Here is a 16,672-nt window from a genome sequence, read left to right on the forward strand (position 1 = left end):
CCTCAGGCGACGCGGTCCTGCGACGCGGCCTCGAGGGCGGCGGCCTCGGCGGCCGCCTGCTTCTTCGAGGCCATCAGGCTGGTGATCGTGGTGATCACCAGCACGCCGCAGATGACGCCGAGCGAGACCGGGATGGAGATCTGGGGGACATGCACCCCGGACTCGTGCAGGGCGTGCAGCACGAGCTTGACGCCGATGAAGCCCAGGATGATCGACAGGCCGTAGCTGAGGTGGACCAGCTTCTTGAGCAGGCCGCCGATGAGGAAGTACAGCTGGCGCAGACCCATCAGGGCGAAGGCGTTGGCCGTGAAGACGATGTACGGGTCCTGGGTGAGGCCGAAGATCGCGGGGATGGAGTCCAGGGCGAAGAGGATGTCCGTGGTGCCGATGGCGAGCATGACCACCATGAGCGGCGTCAGGACGCGCTTGCCGTTGTTCTGGATGAAGAGCTTGGTGCCGTGGTACTTGTCGGCGACGCCGAACTTCTTCTCGACGGACTTGAGGAGGCGGTTCTCCTCGAACTCCTCGTCCTCCTCGTCCTTGCGGGCCTCCTGGATGAGCTTCCACGCGGTGTAGATCAGGAACGCGCCGAAGATGTAGAAGACCCAGGAGAAGCTGGTGATGATCGCGGCGCCGGCCGCGATGAAGATCGCGCGCAGCACCAGGGCGATCAGGACTCCCACGAGCAGCACCCGCTGCTGGAGGTGGGAGGGCACCGCGAACTTCGCCATGATCAGGACGAAGACGAAGAGGTTGTCGACGCTCAGCGACTTCTCGGTGATGAAGCCCGCGAAGAACTCCTGCGAGGCCTGGCCGTTGCCGAAGATCAGCAGGCCGAGGCCGAAGAGCGCGGCGAGGGCGATCCAGACGACCGTCCAGATGCCCGCTTCCTTGACCGATACGTCGTGCGGTTTACGGCCGATGAAGAAGTCGGCTCCGATGAGGATGCTCAGACCGAGAATGGTCAGCACCCATAGGGTCCACGAAACGTCCATGTCGAACACGCCTCCGGCGGATGGCTCAGCACTACGTCAGCGTCATCGCTGCCGGAGGTCTCTTCCACCCGGGCGACCAGGAGGCCGTGGGCCGACGCCCCGGGACCGGTCACGGTCCGTATTGACGGGGACGCCGTAGCAGGAAAGCAGGAATACTCCCCTCCGCACTCCACAGCGTACCCGCCAGGACCGCCGAAGGTAAAGAGAAAGCCAAGAGAAGGTCAGGTGATGGTCAGGCGCGGGGGTCCGCGCCGACCCGCCGGACCAGCCCCGGATCAGCCCCGGATCAGCCGCCGGATCGTCTACGAGCCTCCGCGATCCGGTCCAGCGCCTGGTCCAGGACCCGGCTGCCCGGCGGCGGGAACGCCGCCTCGAAGGTCCAGGCATGTCCGACCCAGGGATCGGCGAGGTGGTTGTCCGGCACCGGTGACAGCCGCATCAGCGAGCGCCACAGCGGGTCCAGCAGCGGCCCGTACGCCGACGCTTCGTCGCGGTCCGCGACCATCAGCAGGTGCACTCCGACCTCGGGTCCCTCGTCGGCCAGGTAGCGCAACTGGGTGACGGCCCGGTCGTCGAAGCCGTGCGGGAAGTCGTGGACGATGAGCAGCTGCTCGGCGGTGTCCAGGTCGGCCGGCAGGTCCTCGGGCGCTCCCGCCCGCAGCGCCATCTGTACGAGGTCCACCCGCCGGGTCAGCCGCGCCAGGGTCTGCGTGACGCCCGCGGACCCGGCGGCGGGCGGCGCCGCCAGTACGTCCGCCCGCACCAGCGGGGCCAGCGAGTCGGCCCCGGCCCCGGCGGCGTCGATGACGTGCACCGAGAACCGGCCCGCGGGGTGCACGGCGAGCAGCCGCACCGCGTGCGCGACGGCCATGTCCATGGCGGCCCGGCGCAGCGGGGCGGTGTCCGCCATCATCGCGGCCTCGGAGCCGGTCCGGCCGTTGTCGATCCACAGGCCGCGCTCCTGCGGGAACCGCACCAGCATGGGGATGCGCAGGCCGGGGCACTCGGGCAGGTGCAGATCGCCCAGGCGCAGGGCGAGCGGGGCCTCGGCGGGGATCCGGTGGGCGTGCCAGACGGGGTTGTCCCAGCGGGCGAAGGCGGCGGGGAGCGCGGGCTCGACCACCTCCACCTCGGCCGTGAGCTGGGCGAGGTCCCGGTCGAGGACGGCCCGGGCCTGGGCGACGAGGTCGTCGCGGCGGGCCGTGGCGCTCTCGCGGGCGCTGTCGCCGGAGCCGCCGAGGCGGCCCAGCGGGTCGGCGAGGGCCTCGTCGAGCTCGCGTTCCATCCGGGACTCGGCGTACTCGGCCGCGCCGCGGTAGGCCGCGACCGAGCGGGCCAGGTCCTCGAACATGCCCCAGACCTGGTTGTACAGCCGCTCGTCCATGGACCACCCGGTGGCGTCACCGGCGACCGGGCGGGGCGGCTCGCCGGGCTGTGCGGGCGGGGCCTGCGGCGCGGGCGGCGGGGGTGCGTCGGTGCGGGCGCGGCGCGGGTGGGCGTAGCTGATGGTGGGCGGCCCCTCCGGGTCGGCGACCGGGTCCGCCGGTGGCGGCGGGGGCACCGGCCCGGGGACCGGGCCCTGCGGGACGACCGGGGTCGCGAGCGGGGTCGGGGTGTCGCAGGCCGCGGGCGCGGGCCCCGTGCCCGGCACCGCGCCGGAGGAGTACGGCGAGCCCGCGACCGGTACCGCGTCGGCGGGCACGGCGTCGGCGGGCACGGCGTCCACCGGCCGGGCGTCGGCCGGCGGCGCGTCGGCGGGGGCGGGGACCCCGGCGGCCGCGTGGGCGCGGGCGGCGGCCTCCTCGGCGGCCGGGGCGCTCAGGCCGTGGTCGGCGAGGAGGGCGGCGAGCCCGTCGGCGTACCCCTGGCCGACGGCGCGGACCTTCCAGGCGCCCTGGCGGCGGTACAGCTCGAGCGCGACGACCGCGGTCTCCGCGTCGAGCCCGGTGAGGGTGTACCCCGCGAGCTCGTCGCCGTCCGCCGCGGCCACGACGACGTACGGCGCCGCCACCGCGCCGAACCGGGGCGGACCGCCCGGCGGCAGCGCCAGCACCACCCCGACCTTGTGCACGGCGGCGGGCAGCGCGTCCAGGTCCACCGGGAAGGCGTGCCGCGCGGCGGCGGCCACGGGCACCTCCACCCCGGGCACCCGGGGCGCCCCCGGGTGGGCCAGGGAGCCGGGGCCGGACAGCCGGCCCCGGTCGTCGCCCAGCGCGGCGCCGGCGAGCACGGGTGTGCCCGCCGAGACCCTGATCTCCACCCGGTGCCGGGACAGGGGGTGGTTCTGCCCCCGGACCAGTTCGGCCGTCATCGTGCAGCCCCTCCCCCGTCGTACGTGTTCTCTTGTGCGCCCGCCGCGGCGGGCGGCGTGCCTACAGGTGCGGCAGGATCGCCGGCAGCAGGTCCTGGAAGGTGCGGCCGTTGGCCGCGTTGCCCAGGGCCGTCATCTTCCAGCCGCTGCCCGCCCGGTGCACCTTCGCCATGATCTGCGCGGTGTACTGACCGCCGCCGTCGAGCGTGTAGCGGGCCAGTTCCTGGCCGTTGGTCTCGTCGACGATGCGGCAGAAGGCGTTCTGCACCTCCTGGAACGTCTGTCCGGTGAACGAGTTCACCGTGAAGACGATCTGGTCGATGTGCACCGGCACGCGCTGGAGGTCGACGAGGATCGACTCGTCGTCGCCGCCCTGACCGGCGCCGCCGACCAGGTTGTCACCGGTGTGCCGGACCGAGCCGTCGTCGCTCTGCAGCTTCCGGAAGAAGACCACGTCCTTGGGGTCCTTGCCCGCGAAGAGCACCGCGGAGGCGTCCAGGTCGATCTCCCGGGTACGGGAACCGAACAGGCCGCGGCGCTTGGCGGCCTGCCAGCCGAGGCCCATGCGGACCGCGGTCAGCGTCCCTCCGTCCGACTTCTCCAGACTGATGGCCTGACCCTTGGTCATGTTGACCGTCACGTGCTGTCCCCTCTCCATAGCCACCCCCAGGCAGCGAGTACCTGTGGCTGTTCCACGCCCGAACACTACTGACCGCGCCGGGCTCAGGCGAGGCCCGCTTCCCTCATCTGCCGAAGCTCCTTCTTCAGCTCTCCGACCTCGTCCCGGATCCGGGCCGCGACCTCGAACTGCAGCTCGGCCGCGGCCGCCCGCATCCGCTCCGTCATCTGCTCGATCAGCGAAGCCAGTTCGGCCGCGGGCCGGTCGGTCAGCACCTCGGCCTTGGCACCGCCCTTCGCGGCCTTGCCGCCCTTGGCCGCGCGGCCGCCCAGCGCGGGCACCGGCGCCTTGGCGTCCTTGCCCTGCCGGTAGCCGGTACCGAGGAGCTGCTCGGTGTCGAGTTCCTCGCGGGCGATGGTGGCGACGATGTCGTTGATCTTCTTGCGCAGCGGCTGCGGGTCGATGCCGCGGGCCGTGTTGTAGGCGACCTGCTTCTCCCGGCGGCGGTTGGTCTCGTCGATCGCCTGCGCCATGGCCGGGGTGATGGTGTCCGCGTACATGTGGACCTGGCCGGAGACGTTGCGCGCCGCGCGGCCGATGGTCTGGATCAGCGAGGTCCCGGAGCGCAGGAAGCCCTGCTTGTCGGCATCCAGGATCGCCACGAGCGACACCTCGGGCAGGTCGAGGCCCTCGCGCAGCAGGTTGATGCCGACCAGGACGTCGTACTCCCCGGCCCGCAGCTCCCGCAGCAGCTCGATCCGGCGCAGCGTGTCCACGTCGCTGTGCAGGTAGCGCACGGCGATGCCCAGCTCCAGGAAGTAGTCCGTGAGGTCCTCGGACATCTTCTTGGTGAGGGTGGTGACCAGGACCCGCTCGTCCTTCTCGACGCGCTGGCGGATCTCGTGCACCAGGTCGTCGATCTGGCCCTCGGTCGGCTTGACGACGACCTCGGGGTCGATCAGGCCGGTGGGCCGGATGATCTGCTCGACGAACCCGTCGCCGCGCGACAGCTCGTACTTGCCGGGGGTGGCCGACAGGTAGACCGTCTGGCCGATCCGCTCCTGGAACTCTTCCCACTTCAGCGGGCGGTTGTCCAGCGCGGAGGGCAGCCGGAAGCCGTGGTCGACCAGGGTCCGCTTGCGCGAGGCGTCGCCCTCGTACATCGCGCCGATCTGGGGCACGGTGACATGCGACTCGTCGATGACGAGGAGGAAGTCCTCGGGGAAGTAGTCGATGAGGGTGTTGGGCGCGCTGCCCCGCTCGCGGTCGTCCATGTGCAGCGAGTAGTTCTCGATGCCGGAGCAGGAACCGATCTGCCGCATCATCTCGAGGTCGTAGGTCGTGCGCATGCGCAGTCGCTGGGCCTCCAGCATCTTGCCCTGCTTCTCCAGCTCGTCGAGGCGCGCGGTCAGCTCCGCCTCGATGCCCCTGACCGCCTTCTCCATGCGCTCGGGACCGGCGACGTAGTGGCTCGCGGGGAAGACGTACAGCTCGCGGTCCTCGCTGATGACCTCGCCGGTCAGCGGGTGGAGGGTGGAGAGGGCCTCGATCTCGTCGCCGAACATCTCGATGCGGACCGCGAGTTCCTCGTACACCGGGAAGATCTCGATGGTGTCGCCGCGGACCCGGAAGGTGCCGCGGGTGAAGGCGACGTCGTTGCGGGTGTACTGGATGTCGACGAAACGGCGCAGCAGCTGGTCGCGGTCGAACTCCTCGCCGACCTTGAGGGAGACCATCCGGTCGACGTACTCCTGCGGGGTGCCGAGGCCGTAGATGCAGGAGACGGACGCGACCACGATGACATCGCGCCGGGTCAGCAGGGAGTTCGTCGCGGAGTGGCGCAGCCGCTCCACCTCCTCGTTGATGGAGGAGTCCTTCTCGATGTAGGTGTCCGACTGCGGAACATACGCCTCGGGCTGGTAGTAGTCGTAGTACGAGACGAAGTACTCGACGGCGTTGTTCGGCAGGAGCTCGCGGAATTCGTTCGCCAGCTGGGCGGCCAGCGTCTTGTTCGGTGCCATGACCAGCGTCGGGCGCTGGAGCTTCTCGATCATCCAGGCCGTGGTGGCCGACTTGCCGGTGCCGGTCGCGCCCAGCAGGACGACGTCCTTCTCACCCGCGCGGATGCGCTTCTCCAGCTCGGCGATGGCCGCGGGCTGGTCGCCGCTGGGCTGGTAGGGACTGACGACCTCGAAAGGCGCCACCGTGCGTTCGATCTTCGATACGGGCCGCATGAGTCAACCGTACGGCCCCCCACTGACACTCACGCATCCGCGCGCCCCGGACGCCCCGCGGCGGCCGTCCGCTCCCCGTCCGACCTGCACCCGACACGCGTCCGTGACGCCCCGGGACGCAGAGTGACCCTGGTCCGTTTGTCGTAGTTCGGTGGCGACGGCGTGATCGTGAACGGCATCATCGCGATGAGGCAGTCACCTTCCACGACAGACCGTCAAATATGCCGACAGGGGCGGGGTCCAGCCGCCCCCGCCCCCCGTCCAGGCCCCCGCCCCGCCTCGCCCCGCCGTCGCCCCCCGCCCGTCCAGGCCCCCGCCCCGCCTCGCCGTCGCCCCGCGCCCGTCCGCGTGTCCGGCCGGGCCGCCGGTCGACCCACTCATCACTCGAGGAGACCGCCCATGTACGTCCGATCCGTTGCCGCGGCTGCCGCCGTGCTGGGCATCACCCTCTGCGCGATGGGCGGCCCGGCCTCCGCCACCCCGCCGCGCTCCGCCGCCGGGGCGGTGGGGCGCCCCGCCGCCGGGCCGCTCCCGCGTCCGCGTCCGCTCGCGGTGCCGGGGGCGGGGCCGCTGTCCGCGCCGCGGCTCGCGCGCCCGCTCACCAAGCCCCGGCCGGGACCGCTGCCGGGGCTGCTCGGCCTGCCGGTGATCTACGCCCACCGCGGGGCCTCGGCGTACGCCCCGGAGAACACCCTGGAGTCCATCGACCTGGCCGCCCGGCTGGGCATCGACTGGGTGGAGAACGACGTCCAGCGCACCAAGGACGGCGTGCTCGTCGTGATCCACGACGAGACCCTCAAGCGGACGACCGACGTCCAGAAAGTGTTCCCGGGCCGCAGTCCCTGGCGGGTGAAGGACTTCACGGCGGCGGAGATCGCCCGGCTCGACGCGGGCAGCTGGTTCCGTCCCGAATTCGCGGGCGCCCGGATCCCCACCCTGCGGCAGTACCTGGACCGGGTGCAGCGCAACCAGGGCCGACTGCTGCTGGAGGTCAAGAAGCCCGAGCTGTACCCCGGGATCGAGCGGCAGCTCCTGGACCTGCTCGACCGGACGGGCTGGCTGGACGCACGGCACGTCGCCTCCCGGCTGGTCGTGCAGAGTTTCAGCGCCGACTCCGTTGCCCTGGTCCACACGCTGCGGCCCGACCTGGTGACGGCCTTCCTCGGCGCCCCGCCGGAGGACGAGCTGGCGCGGTACGCCGCGTTCTCCGACCGGATCAACCCCTGGTTCCGGGAGATCTCGGCCGACTGGGTGGACGACGTGCACGCCCTCAAGGGGCCGCACGGCAGGGCCATGGAGGTGGACACCTGGATCGTGGACGACCCGGACACGGCCGAGCGGGTCGTGGAGATGGGCGTGGACGGCATCATCTCCAACGCTCCCGACGTGGTGCGCCGGACGGTGTACGGGTTCTGACCCGCCCGCGCCCCGGGGCCGGACCCGGTTCCCGGGGGCGTTGTCGGTGGGGCGTCGTACGGTGGTCGGGTGGACAGCACCGAGCGGCCCCGGGGGCCGCACCTCGAATGGACCGTGGTCGCGAGCCCCATCGGTCCGCTCCTCCTCGCCGCGACCCCGGAGGGTCTGGTCAAGGTCGAGTTCCATGCGTCGCCGGAGATGATCGAGCCGCTGGTCACCCGGCTCGGAGCGGCGGCCCTGCGCCCGGCGCCGGGCGAAGAGGCGCTGCTGGCCGAGCCCATACGCCAGCTCGCCGCCTACTTCGCGGGCGACCTGCGGCGCTTCGCGCTGCCGCTGGACTGGCGCCTCAGCTCCGGCTTCCACCGCCAGGTGCTCCAGGAGCTGGACCGCTCCGTGCCGTACGGGGCGGTCGTCGGGTACGGCGAGCTGGCCGCCCGGGTCGGCCAGCCGGGCGCGGCCCAGGCCGTGGGCGCGGCGATGGGGTCCAATCCGCTGCCGTTGGTCGTGGCCTGCCACCGGGTCGTCGAGAACGGGGGCGGGATCGGCGGCTTCGGCGGCGGGGTGGAGACCAAGCGGGCCCTGCTGGCCCTGGAGGGCGTTCTTCCACAGCCACTGTTCTGAGCATGAGCAGCTGACCAGGAACTATCCGGTTCCCCCGCGGGGCGGGCGGTGCGACACTGCGCCGGTGACTGCTGCCGCGGCCCCGCCCGCCGTCCCCCGCCCCGCACGGCCCGTCCGCTCCTGTCCGCCGGATCGGAGGTGTACGTCGTGACCGCCCCGCACGGTACGGACCGGCCCGCCGGGCCCGTCCCGCCCACCGGATCCACCGGATCCACCGGACCCGTACGGCCCGCCCGGTCCGCCGCGGCCGCCCGGCCGGGGTCTGCGGACCCGAAGGCCGGCCCGGACCGCCTGCCCCGGGAGGTCCGGGGAGTGACCGAGGCCGATCTGCCCCGGTTGCGCAGGCGCGTATCCGGCGTGCTCATAGCCGCGCAGATCCTGGGCGGCCTCGGCATACCGATCAGCATCGCGCTGGCCCCGGTGCTGGCCACCGAGGTCAGCGGCACCGAAGCCGTGTCCGGGCTGGCCTCGACCGCCGCCGTCGTGGGCACCGCCGTGGTCTCGCTCCCGCTCGCGGCGCTGATGACCGCGCGCGGGCGCCGCCCGGGGCTGGTCCTCGCCTATCTGATCGGCGCGGGCGGCGCGGGCCTGGTGGTCCTGGCAGCCGTCCTGGGGAGCTTCCCGCTGCTGCTGCTCGGCATGGCCGCCTTCGGAGCGGCTTCCTCCGCCAATCTGCAGTGCCGGTTCGCCGCCGCCGACCTGGCGGCCCCGGACCACCGGGCGCGGGCGATCTCGACGGTGGTGTGGGCCACGACCATCGGCGCGGTGCTGGGACCCAACCTGTCGGCTCCGGCCAGCCGGAGCTTCGCGGGGACCTCCATACCCGAGAAGGCCGGTCCGTTCCTGTGGGCCGGCGCGATCTTCCTGCTCACCGCGCTGCTGATCGGCGTACTCCTGCGGCCGGATCCGCTGCTGACGGCCAGGGCGCTGGCCGGTCCGGCCGAGCAGACGGCCGCCGCCCGCTCGCTGCGGGCCGGGTTCGCCGCCGTACGGGCCTCCCCCAGGGCGCGCCTGGCGCTGGTGACGGTCGCCGTCACGCACACCGCCATGGTCTCGATCATGGTGATGACCCCCGTCGACCTGGGTCACCACGGCGCCGACCTCCAGCTGATCGGTCTGGTGATCAGCGGGCACATCGCCGGGATGTTCGCCTTCTCGCCGGTGATGGGCTGGCTGGCGGACCGGCTCGGCAGGCTCTCGGTGATCGGCCTGGCCGCCGGGCTGCTCGCGATCGCCGCGCTGCTGGCGGGCACCGCCGGGGCGAACCACGCGCAGACCGCGGCGGGGCTGTTCCTGCTAGGACTGGGCTGGTCCGCCGGGCTGGTCTCCGGTTCGGCGCTGCTGACCGACTCGGTGCCGCAGGCCGCGCGGGCCGCGGTCCAGGGCCTGTCCGACCTGACCATGAACACCTGCGCGGGCATCGGCGGCGCCGTGTCCGGGCTGATCGTCTCCCAGGCGGGCTACGGCTGGCTCAACGCCGCCGGGGCCGCGCTGCTGCTGCCGATGGCCGGGCTCGCGCTGTTCACCGCGCGCCGCCACCCCGCGCCCGCCGCCACCGACGGGGCCGTCAGAGACTGATGTGGTAGGCCTTGCGCAGCGTCTCGTGCACGGTCCAGGTGGTCTTGTCGCCCTCCCGGAGCACGCAGGCGGTGCCGGGGCCGACCTCCAGCCGCTCGCCGCCCTCGATCTCGATGGTGGCCCGGCCGCTGACGACGACGAACAGCTCGTTCGCCTCGGTGTCGGTGACCACCCCGGGGGTGATCTGCCAGATCCCGCGCAGCTGCTTGCCGTCCTCGGACTCCCACAGCACCTTGCCCGTCACCACCGGCTCGCCGGAGACGATCTGGCCCGGGTCGAGGTCCTCCGCCTCCAGTTCGGCGTCCGGTACGTCGGGCACGGACACGGCGAAGGAGGCGGGCGGGGTGGCGGGCGCGGCGGGCGTGGCGGCGGGCTCTTCGGTGCTCATGGCGCGAAACCCTAGCCGGGCGGGGCGGCGCCGCGCGGTGACCAGGTCGTCCAGGATCGGCGGGGCGCAGGCGTCACCCTGTCCAGGGCGCGGGCCCGCTCAGCGCGCCCCGCGCACCCCGTGTATCTCGGACAGTTGGGCCGGGGGCGCGTTTGGGGGCGTGGATCCCGTGCCATGGATGGGGACATGTCACAGCACACAGCGGTTCCGGTCCTGTCGGAAGAGGTACGCGACGCGCTCGCGGACGGGCGCCCCGTCGTCGCCCTCGAATCGACGATCCTCGCGCACGGCCTGCCCCGGCCCCGCAATCTCCAGGTGGGCGGGGAACTGGAGGCGCTCGTCCGGTCGGAGGGCGCCGTTCCGGCGACCCTCGCGGTGCTCGACGGAGTGCCGTACGCCGGGCTCGACAAGGCACAGCTGGAGCGGATCGCGAACGGCGACGGCGTGCGCAAGCTCGGGCACCGGGACCTGGCACCCGCGATGGCGGCGGGCGCCACCGGGGCGACGACGGTGTCCGCGACGGCCTTCCTGGCCGCGCGGGCCGGGCTGCGCGTCTTCGCCACCGGCGGGCTGGGCGGCGTACACCGCGACTGGGAGCGGGCGCAGGACGAGTCGGCGGACCTGTCACTGCTCGCCCGGACCCGGATCACGGTGGTCTGCGCGGGGGTGAAGTCGATCCTGGACGTGCCGGCCACGCTGCAGCGGCTGGAGACGCTGGGCGTGGGGGTGCTGGGCTTCGGGACGGAACGTTTTCCCGGCTTCTATCTGACCAGCTCCGGCGAGCCCGTCGACTGGACCGTGCACCGGCCGCAGGAGGTGGCCGCCGTGATGGCGGCTCAGGACGCCCTGGGCGGCCCGGCGTCCGCGCTGCTGGTCGCGAACCCGGTCCCCGAGGCGGAGCAGCTGGATCCGGAACTGCACGACCGGGTACTGGCCCAGGCCCTCGCGGAGTGCCGGGAACGGGGCATCACCGGGCAGGCGGTGACCCCCTTCCTGCTCGGTTTCCTGGTCCGGGCGACCGGCGGGGCGTCGCTGGAGGCCAATCTGGCGGCGGTGCGCGGCAACGTCCGGCTGGGGGCACGGATCGCGGCGGCCTGGGCGGCGTGGTGAGCGGGCCGGGCGCGGGGCCGGGCGTGGGGCCGGGCGAACGGTCCGGCGCACCGGCCGCCGAGTTGGCGGGAGGCCTGCTGGTGGTCGGGGACGTGGTCACGGACGTGGTGGCCGTGCACCTGGAACCGCTGGCTCCGGCCACGGACACGGCGGCCCGGATCCGTACGATGCCCGGTGGCGCCGGGGCCAACGCGGCCTGCTGGGCGGCCCACGAGGGGGCCGCGGAGGTCGCGCTGCTGGCGCGGGTGGGCGCGGAGTCGGCGCAGTGGCACGAGCACGCCCTACTGGCCGCCGGGGTCCGCCCGCTGCTGGTGATAGACCCGGTGGAGCCCACCGGGACGGTGGTCGCGCTGGTCGGCAAGGACGCCGAGCGGACCTTTCTGACCGACAGCGGGGCCGTGCTGCGGCTCTCCCGGGCCGACTGGACCCCGGCAGTGCTGGACGGAGTGGCCCATCTGCACCTGTCCGGCTACCTGTTCTTCGGGGACACCAGCCGGGAGCTGGCCCGGCTGGCGCTGCGCTCGGCCCGGGAGCGCGGGATCGCGGTGAGCGTGGACCCCGCCTCGGCGGGGTTCCTGGGCGCGCTGGGGGTGGACCGGTTCCTCGACGCCGTGGCGGGGGCCGACGTACTCCTGCCCAACGAGGACGAGGCGCGGCTGCTGGCCGGGCTGCCCGGACCGGCCCCCTCGGCGCGGGCTGCGGCGGAGCTGAGCCTGCGGGTTCCGCTGGTCGTGGTGACCCGGGGGCCGGCCGGGGCGCTGGTCGCCGAGGGCGGCCGGGTGACCGCCGAGATCATGGCGGAGTCCGCGCTGGCGGTGGATTCCACCGGCGCGGGCGACGCCTTCACCGGCGGGTTCCTGGCGGCCCGGCTCGCGGGCGCGGACCCGGTGGAGGCGGCGCGGGCGGGGTGCCGGGCGGGGGCGGTCGCGGTGACCCGGCTGGGCGGGCGGCCGTAGGTCCTGTCGTCGAAGTGGCGCCTGGCCCGGGCCGCTCCGGCTCAGTGCGGGAGGCCGGTCCAGGCGGGGTGGCGGGGGTCGTCGGCGCGGACCAGGACGTCGGCGGCCGACTCCGGGTCGGTCTCGGCGTCGTAGCGCGCGAAGGCGGGCAGGGTCCAGCGCTCGGCCTCGGGCGTCCGGCGGGCCAGGGCCCCGGCGGAGAGCCGGATGTGGACGCTGAGGTCGAAGGGGAACCAGTGCCCCATCAGGAACGGTCCGTGCAGGATCACCACGGCGCCCGGCGGGAGGGTCACGTAGGGGCTGCGGGTCGCGCGGTCGGTGACCGGGTCCCACAGGTCCGGCAGCACCCGCCCGCTGCCCCCGGGGTCCAGCGGTCCGACGACCTCGCGCCACAGCGCGGCCGTGTCGTACCAGCCGCCGAGGTAGGTGTCGACGTCCCGGCGGCCGTACTCGAAGCGCAGCGAGGCGGGCCGCAGGAAGCCGTCGGCGGGAACGACGAGGACCGAACGGCCGCGCAGGCGCAGCGCGTCGGCGAGGTGCCCGGCGAGCGTACCCGTACCGGCGGCGGGCGCGCCGTCCACGGCCACCCGCAGCCAGGGCGCCGCGGCGTCCGGACCGCCGGCCGGATCCCCGGCCGTGGCACCACCCGCGTCCCCGCCCATGTCCCGCCGCGCGCCGTCGAGATGGCCCGCGAGCCGCTCGGCCATCCCCTCCCATGTGATCGCTTCCAGCTGCACGGTCCCATTGTCAGTGGTCGCCCGTAGCGTTTCTCAACAAGGGATCACCGACGCGCAAGAGCCGTCGTCCCGGCCTTGGGGAGGGGTCTGTCATGGCTCGCGAGACCACGTATCTGGAGCTGTCGCAGGATGGCGGCGGCGCGCACAAGTTCTACGAGGTGACCGTCGACGGGACGGCCGTCTCGGTGCGGTACGGCCGGATCGGTGCGGACGGGCAGCTGCAGAACTCCTCCTTCCCCACCGTCGAGAAGGCGCGGGCGGCTGCCGCGAAGAAGGTCGGGGAGAAGGTCCGCAAGGGGTACGCCCCGGCCGTGCGCGGGCAGCGCACGGCGCGCGCGGTCTCCCGCCGCCAGGTGACCTCGGCGCCCTCGACGGCGCGGGCGGTGGCGCCGGTGCTGTGGCGGTTCCGCACAGGCGCCTCGGCGTTCGGGATCCATGTGGACGAGGACCGCTGCTGGGTCGGCAATCAGGCGGGCGACGTCTACACGCTGAGCCACGGCGGCGAGGTACTGGCGCGCTATTCGCTGCCGGACGGGGTCAAGTGCCTGGTGGCGGACGAGTTCTGGATCTATGCCGGGTGTGATGACGGCACGGTGTACGACCTGTCGTCGAAGGTCCCCTTCGGGGCCTACGACATCGCGGCGGACGTGGACATCTTCTGGCTGGACATCCGCGAGGGCGTGCTCACCGTCTCCGACCGCGACGGCGGCCTGACGGTCATCGACCACGAGGACGAGTTCCAGTGGTCGCGCCGGTCCTCGGGCTCCAACGGATGGATGGTGCGGGCGGACGGGGACGCCGTCTACCACGGGCACACCTCGGGGGTGACGGCGTACGCCCCGGACGGCTCCGGGGAGCTGTGGCACACCCGGACCAACGGTCAGGTGCTGTTCGGCTGGCAGGAGGACCACGCGGTGTACGCGGGGACCTCGCGGCACACCGTGGAGCGGCTGTCGAAGGCGACCGGGGCCGTCGAGGCCACCTACCGGTGTGACGGGTCGGTGTATTCCTGCGCGACCTCGCCCGACGGCCGGCACGTCTTCGCGGGCGACTCGTCCTCGTCGGTGTACTGCTTCGACGCCGCCGGGCGGCGGCTGTGGAAGCTGGGCACGGGGAGCGGGTCCGCGCTGTCGATGCAGTATCTGGACGAGCGGCTGTACCTGGTGACCACGGACGGGTCGCTGGTCTGCGTGGACGCGAGCGAGGCGGCCATCGCGGCGGCCCAGCAGGGCTCGGTGCCGACCGCGATGGACGTGAAGTCGGCGGCGGCCCTGCCCGTGTTCACGCCGGCCGCGTCGGCGGCCGCGGTGGCGACGGTGACGGTCGCCCCGGCGGGCGGGATCGTCGTCGAGTGCGTCCAGCAGGGCGGCCGGATGCGGGTGCAGGTGCTCTCCGGCGGCTTCGAGCCCTCGTGGAACGTGCAGTTCCCCCGGGGCATCCGGGAGGCGGGGGCCCGGTATGTGGTGGACGGCCTGCACCCGGCTCCCGGAGGCTTCTACCGGGTGCGCGGGGAGATACGCCGCCTGGTGTGAGCCCCGGCGGGGTGCGGAGTGGGGGGTGCGGGGAGGAGGCGGGGGGCGGGGGCGTCGACCGAGAGGGGCAGGCCCTCGGGGAGGGCGTAGGTGACGTGGAGGACGACCGGCTCGGCGCCGCGGTTGTGGCCGAGGTGGACGTGTTCGGCGCCGCCGCGTTCGATGAAGCGGTCCCCGGCCTCGTTCACCTCGACCGTGCCGTCGTGCAGGATCCGGGTGAGCGTCCCGGACCGGACGACGGCGTTCAGCGGGACGTGGTGGTAGTGCCAGCCGGTGGAGCCGCCGGGCGCTATGACGATCTCCCGCTCCACGAGGTCGGCCAGAGCGGCCGCGGCGGGCGGGCGCGCCGCCTCCCGCGACGTGGCGAGAAGCCTCGACCGGCGCGCCGCCTCCGCGACCCGGACGATCGGTTTCGGCCTTCCCATGCGGTTCCCCCCTCGTAGCGCCCTCCAGGCGCGGACGGGCGCCTGTCGAGCCCTCCACGCTAGGCAGACCTCGGGCTGACCAGGAGGAATTGCCGAAACGCCAACTGCCTTGCGCTCCAGGGTGATAAGAGGCTGTCGGGGCGGTATCACACCTGTATGGACCTCGTCGTCATCGAGCCACTCAAGCGGATCAGCTGCGCGGAGTGCGGGCACGGGCCGCTTCCGCACCTCGTCCGCGAGTCCGGTGTCCCCCGCTGCCTGGACTGCGCCGATCTCGGGCACCTCGTCTACCTGCCGCGCGGCGACGCGGCCCTCACCCGCCGCGCCCGGACGGGCAGTTCGCTGTGTGCGGTGGTGGTGCGGTTCAACAAGCGCCGCCGTCGCCACGAACGCCAGGGCCTGCTGGTCGAGGAGCCCGCCCTGGCCCGTGCGGAGGCCGCCTGCCTCGTGGACGCCGAGGCGCGGGCCCGGCGGCGGGCCCGCGACCGGGTGCGCCGGGCAGCGGAGGACACCCGGTTCACGGCCCTCTTCGCCGCCGAGATCACCCGGCTGTTCCCCGGGTGCCCGCCCGCGCGCGCCGAGGCGATCGCGGCCCACGCCTCGGTCCGGGGCAGCGGGCGGGTGGGCCGCAGCGCGGCGGGCCGGGCCCTGTCCGAGCAGGCCGTCTCGGTCGCGGTCCGCGCGGCGGTCCGGCACGAGGACACGGAGTACGACGCCCTGCTGATGGCGGGCGTCCCGCGGTTCGAGGCCCGCGCCCGGCTCGCCCCGCTGATCGATGCCGTCCTCGACTCCTGGCGCCCGGACACCCCGCGCTACCGCGCGCCACGCCCCCGGCGGCATCTCCCGCGACCGGCGTCCCCGGCCGCGCCCGAACCGTAGGGGGTGGCCCGGCCCGTCCGGGCCGCGCGGCCCGGACGGGGACTAGGCCCTGTGGTCAGAGACAGCCCGGCTCGCGCGGGACCGGCGGTAGAGCAGCGCTCCCCCGAGGAGCAGGGCGGCGCTGCCCGGTACGAGGTAGCCGAGCGCGTCCGCGCCGGTGTGGGCCAGCGCGGGGCCCGTCTCGCCCGGCGGGGCGGGCGGGGCCGACGGGGTGACCGGGCGTACCGCCACCGGCGGCTGCGCGGGCTTGCCGCCGGGTGTACCGCCGTTGACCGAGGTGGTGCCGGCGGCGGAGTTGCCGGCGCCCACGACGCTCACCGCGTTGCCGCTGATGTTCACCGGGAGATCGACCGGCAGCTGGATCCCGTTGCCGGACAGCAGACCTGGCGAATCCTTTCCGCGCCCTTCGGCGACCGCGCCCCCACCGTTCCCGGCACCCTGCCGGGAGGGGCCCGTCGAGGACGACGGGCCCGACCGATGTGAGGGATGAGAGGGCCGCGGATCCGGATGTTCGGCGGGACCCGCGTTGCCACAGCGGTTCCCCGAAGCCGGGTTGAGCAGGCCCACCACGCTCACGGTGTTCCCGCACACGTTCACCGGAGCGTGCACCGGCAGCTGCACGAGGTTCCCCGAGAGCAGGCCCGGCGAGCGCTGCGCCTGTCCGCTCGCGTCCGCGTCGGCGTAGGCGAAGCCACCCGCACTCGCGGCAGCCAGTCCACCCCCCGCAACCACCGCCGCGATCAAGCCATTTCGACGACTGCGTCGCATCAGTTTCCCTGCCTTCCGGAGGAGTTCACGGGCGTTGCACCCGTGCCCGTACAACGCTCTGAACCCGTTCGGGTTATAGCGCCGGTAGGCATTTCACTCCATC

15 protein-coding genes are annotated in these 16,672 nt (G+C 73.6%); 7 read left to right on the forward strand and 8 right to left on the reverse strand.

The genetic code is table 11. The features are described from left to right. Positions 1–2: 2 nt before the first annotated feature. The 4 genes from ABT084_RS06255 to uvrB all read right to left on the reverse strand — a co-directional run bounded on the left by ABT084_RS06255 (position 3) and on the right by uvrB (position 6,159). Complete coding sequence (locus tag ABT084_RS06255) at positions 3–995, reverse strand: TerC/Alx family metal homeostasis membrane protein (protein WP_351038627.1); 993 nt, start codon at positions 993–995, stop codon at positions 3–5. Positions 996–1,281: 286 nt separating this feature from the next. Next, positions 1,282–3,306 (reverse strand): TerD family protein, encoded by a 2,025-nt coding sequence (locus ABT084_RS06260; protein ID WP_351038629.1) that lies wholly within the window; start codon positions 3,304–3,306, stop codon positions 1,282–1,284. A gap of 61 nt (positions 3,307–3,367) precedes the next feature. Continuing rightward, positions 3,368–3,946 (reverse strand): TerD family protein, encoded by a 579-nt coding sequence (locus ABT084_RS06265; RefSeq protein ID WP_351038892.1) that lies wholly within the window; start codon positions 3,944–3,946, stop codon positions 3,368–3,370. 83 nt (positions 3,947–4,029) lie between these two features. Continuing rightward, positions 4,030–6,159: an excinuclease ABC subunit UvrB gene (uvrB, locus tag ABT084_RS06270; RefSeq protein ID WP_351038631.1), complete on the reverse strand. Its 2,130-nt coding sequence runs from the start codon at positions 6,157–6,159 to the stop codon at positions 4,030–4,032. A 399-nt stretch (positions 6,160–6,558) separates the two neighbouring features. Here uvrB and ABT084_RS06275 point away from each other — a divergent pair, with 399 nt between their 5' ends. From ABT084_RS06275 to ABT084_RS06285, 3 genes are all read left to right on the forward strand, one after another. Next, the gene (locus ABT084_RS06275; protein WP_351038632.1) at positions 6,559–7,575 is read left to right on the forward strand and encodes a glycerophosphodiester phosphodiesterase; all 1,017 of its coding nucleotides are present in this window, start codon (positions 6,559–6,561) and stop codon (positions 7,573–7,575) included. A gap of 69 nt (positions 7,576–7,644) precedes the next feature. Beyond that, entirely contained in the window at positions 7,645–8,196 is a 552-nt protein-coding gene (locus tag ABT084_RS06280) for a methylated-DNA--[protein]-cysteine S-methyltransferase (protein WP_351038634.1), read from the forward strand. A 291-nt stretch (positions 8,197–8,487) separates the two neighbouring features. Then, positions 8,488–9,774, forward strand: a complete 1,287-nt coding sequence (locus ABT084_RS06285) for an MFS transporter (protein WP_351038894.1) — start codon at positions 8,488–8,490, stop codon at positions 9,772–9,774. Here the strand turns inward: ABT084_RS06285 and ABT084_RS06290 are convergent. Continuing rightward, a complete protein-coding gene (locus ABT084_RS06290; RefSeq protein WP_351038635.1) occupies positions 9,764–10,162 on the reverse strand; it encodes a cupin domain-containing protein in 399 nt (132 codons plus the stop codon). The genes ABT084_RS06285 and ABT084_RS06290 overlap by 11 nt on opposite strands. A 186-nt stretch (positions 10,163–10,348) precedes the next feature. On the opposite strand from ABT084_RS06290, the gene ABT084_RS06295 reads away from it, so the two are divergent. Further along, entirely contained in the window at positions 10,349–11,272 is a 924-nt protein-coding gene (locus tag ABT084_RS06295) for a pseudouridine-5'-phosphate glycosidase (RefSeq protein ID WP_351038637.1), read from the forward strand. Next, on the forward strand, positions 11,269–12,228 hold the full coding sequence (locus tag ABT084_RS06300) for a carbohydrate kinase family protein (RefSeq protein ID WP_502968853.1): 960 nt from the start codon (positions 11,269–11,271) through the stop codon (positions 12,226–12,228). Before ABT084_RS06295 ends, ABT084_RS06300 begins: the two co-directional genes overlap by 4 nt. 41 nt (positions 12,229–12,269) lie before the next feature. Here the strand turns inward: ABT084_RS06300 and ABT084_RS06305 are convergent, their stop codons facing one another. Next, the gene (locus ABT084_RS06305) at positions 12,270–12,965 is read right to left on the reverse strand and encodes a nucleoside/nucleotide kinase family protein (RefSeq protein WP_351038639.1); all 696 of its coding nucleotides are present in this window, start codon (positions 12,963–12,965) and stop codon (positions 12,270–12,272) included. A gap of 92 nt (positions 12,966–13,057) precedes the next feature. On the opposite strand from ABT084_RS06305, the gene ABT084_RS06310 reads away from it, so the two are divergent. Then, the gene (locus ABT084_RS06310) at positions 13,058–14,497 is read left to right on the forward strand and encodes a WGR domain-containing protein (protein WP_351038640.1); all 1,440 of its coding nucleotides are present in this window, start codon (positions 13,058–13,060) and stop codon (positions 14,495–14,497) included. Here the strand turns inward: ABT084_RS06310 and ABT084_RS06315 are convergent. Beyond that, a complete protein-coding gene (locus tag ABT084_RS06315; protein ID WP_351038642.1) occupies positions 14,461–14,922 on the reverse strand; it encodes a cupin domain-containing protein in 462 nt (153 codons plus the stop codon). The two genes, ABT084_RS06310 and ABT084_RS06315, sit on opposite strands and share 37 nt — an antisense overlap. 156 nt (positions 14,923–15,078) lie before the next feature. On the opposite strand from ABT084_RS06315, the gene ABT084_RS06320 reads away from it, so the two are divergent. Continuing rightward, a complete protein-coding gene (locus ABT084_RS06320; protein WP_351038644.1) occupies positions 15,079–15,801 on the forward strand; it encodes a DUF2293 domain-containing protein in 723 nt (240 codons plus the stop codon). A 42-nt stretch (positions 15,802–15,843) separates the two neighbouring features. Here ABT084_RS06320 and ABT084_RS06325 read toward each other — a convergent pair whose 3' ends face one another. Next, on the reverse strand, positions 15,844–16,533 hold the full coding sequence (locus ABT084_RS06325) for a chaplin (RefSeq protein ID WP_351038645.1): 690 nt from the start codon (positions 16,531–16,533) through the stop codon (positions 15,844–15,846). Between the last annotated feature and the right edge of the window lie 139 nt (positions 16,534–16,672).

It is taken from the genome of Streptomyces sp. NPDC002138 (genome assembly GCF_040296485.1).
In the GTDB taxonomy this organism is placed as follows: Bacteria; Actinomycetota; Actinomycetes; order Streptomycetales; family Streptomycetaceae; genus Streptomyces.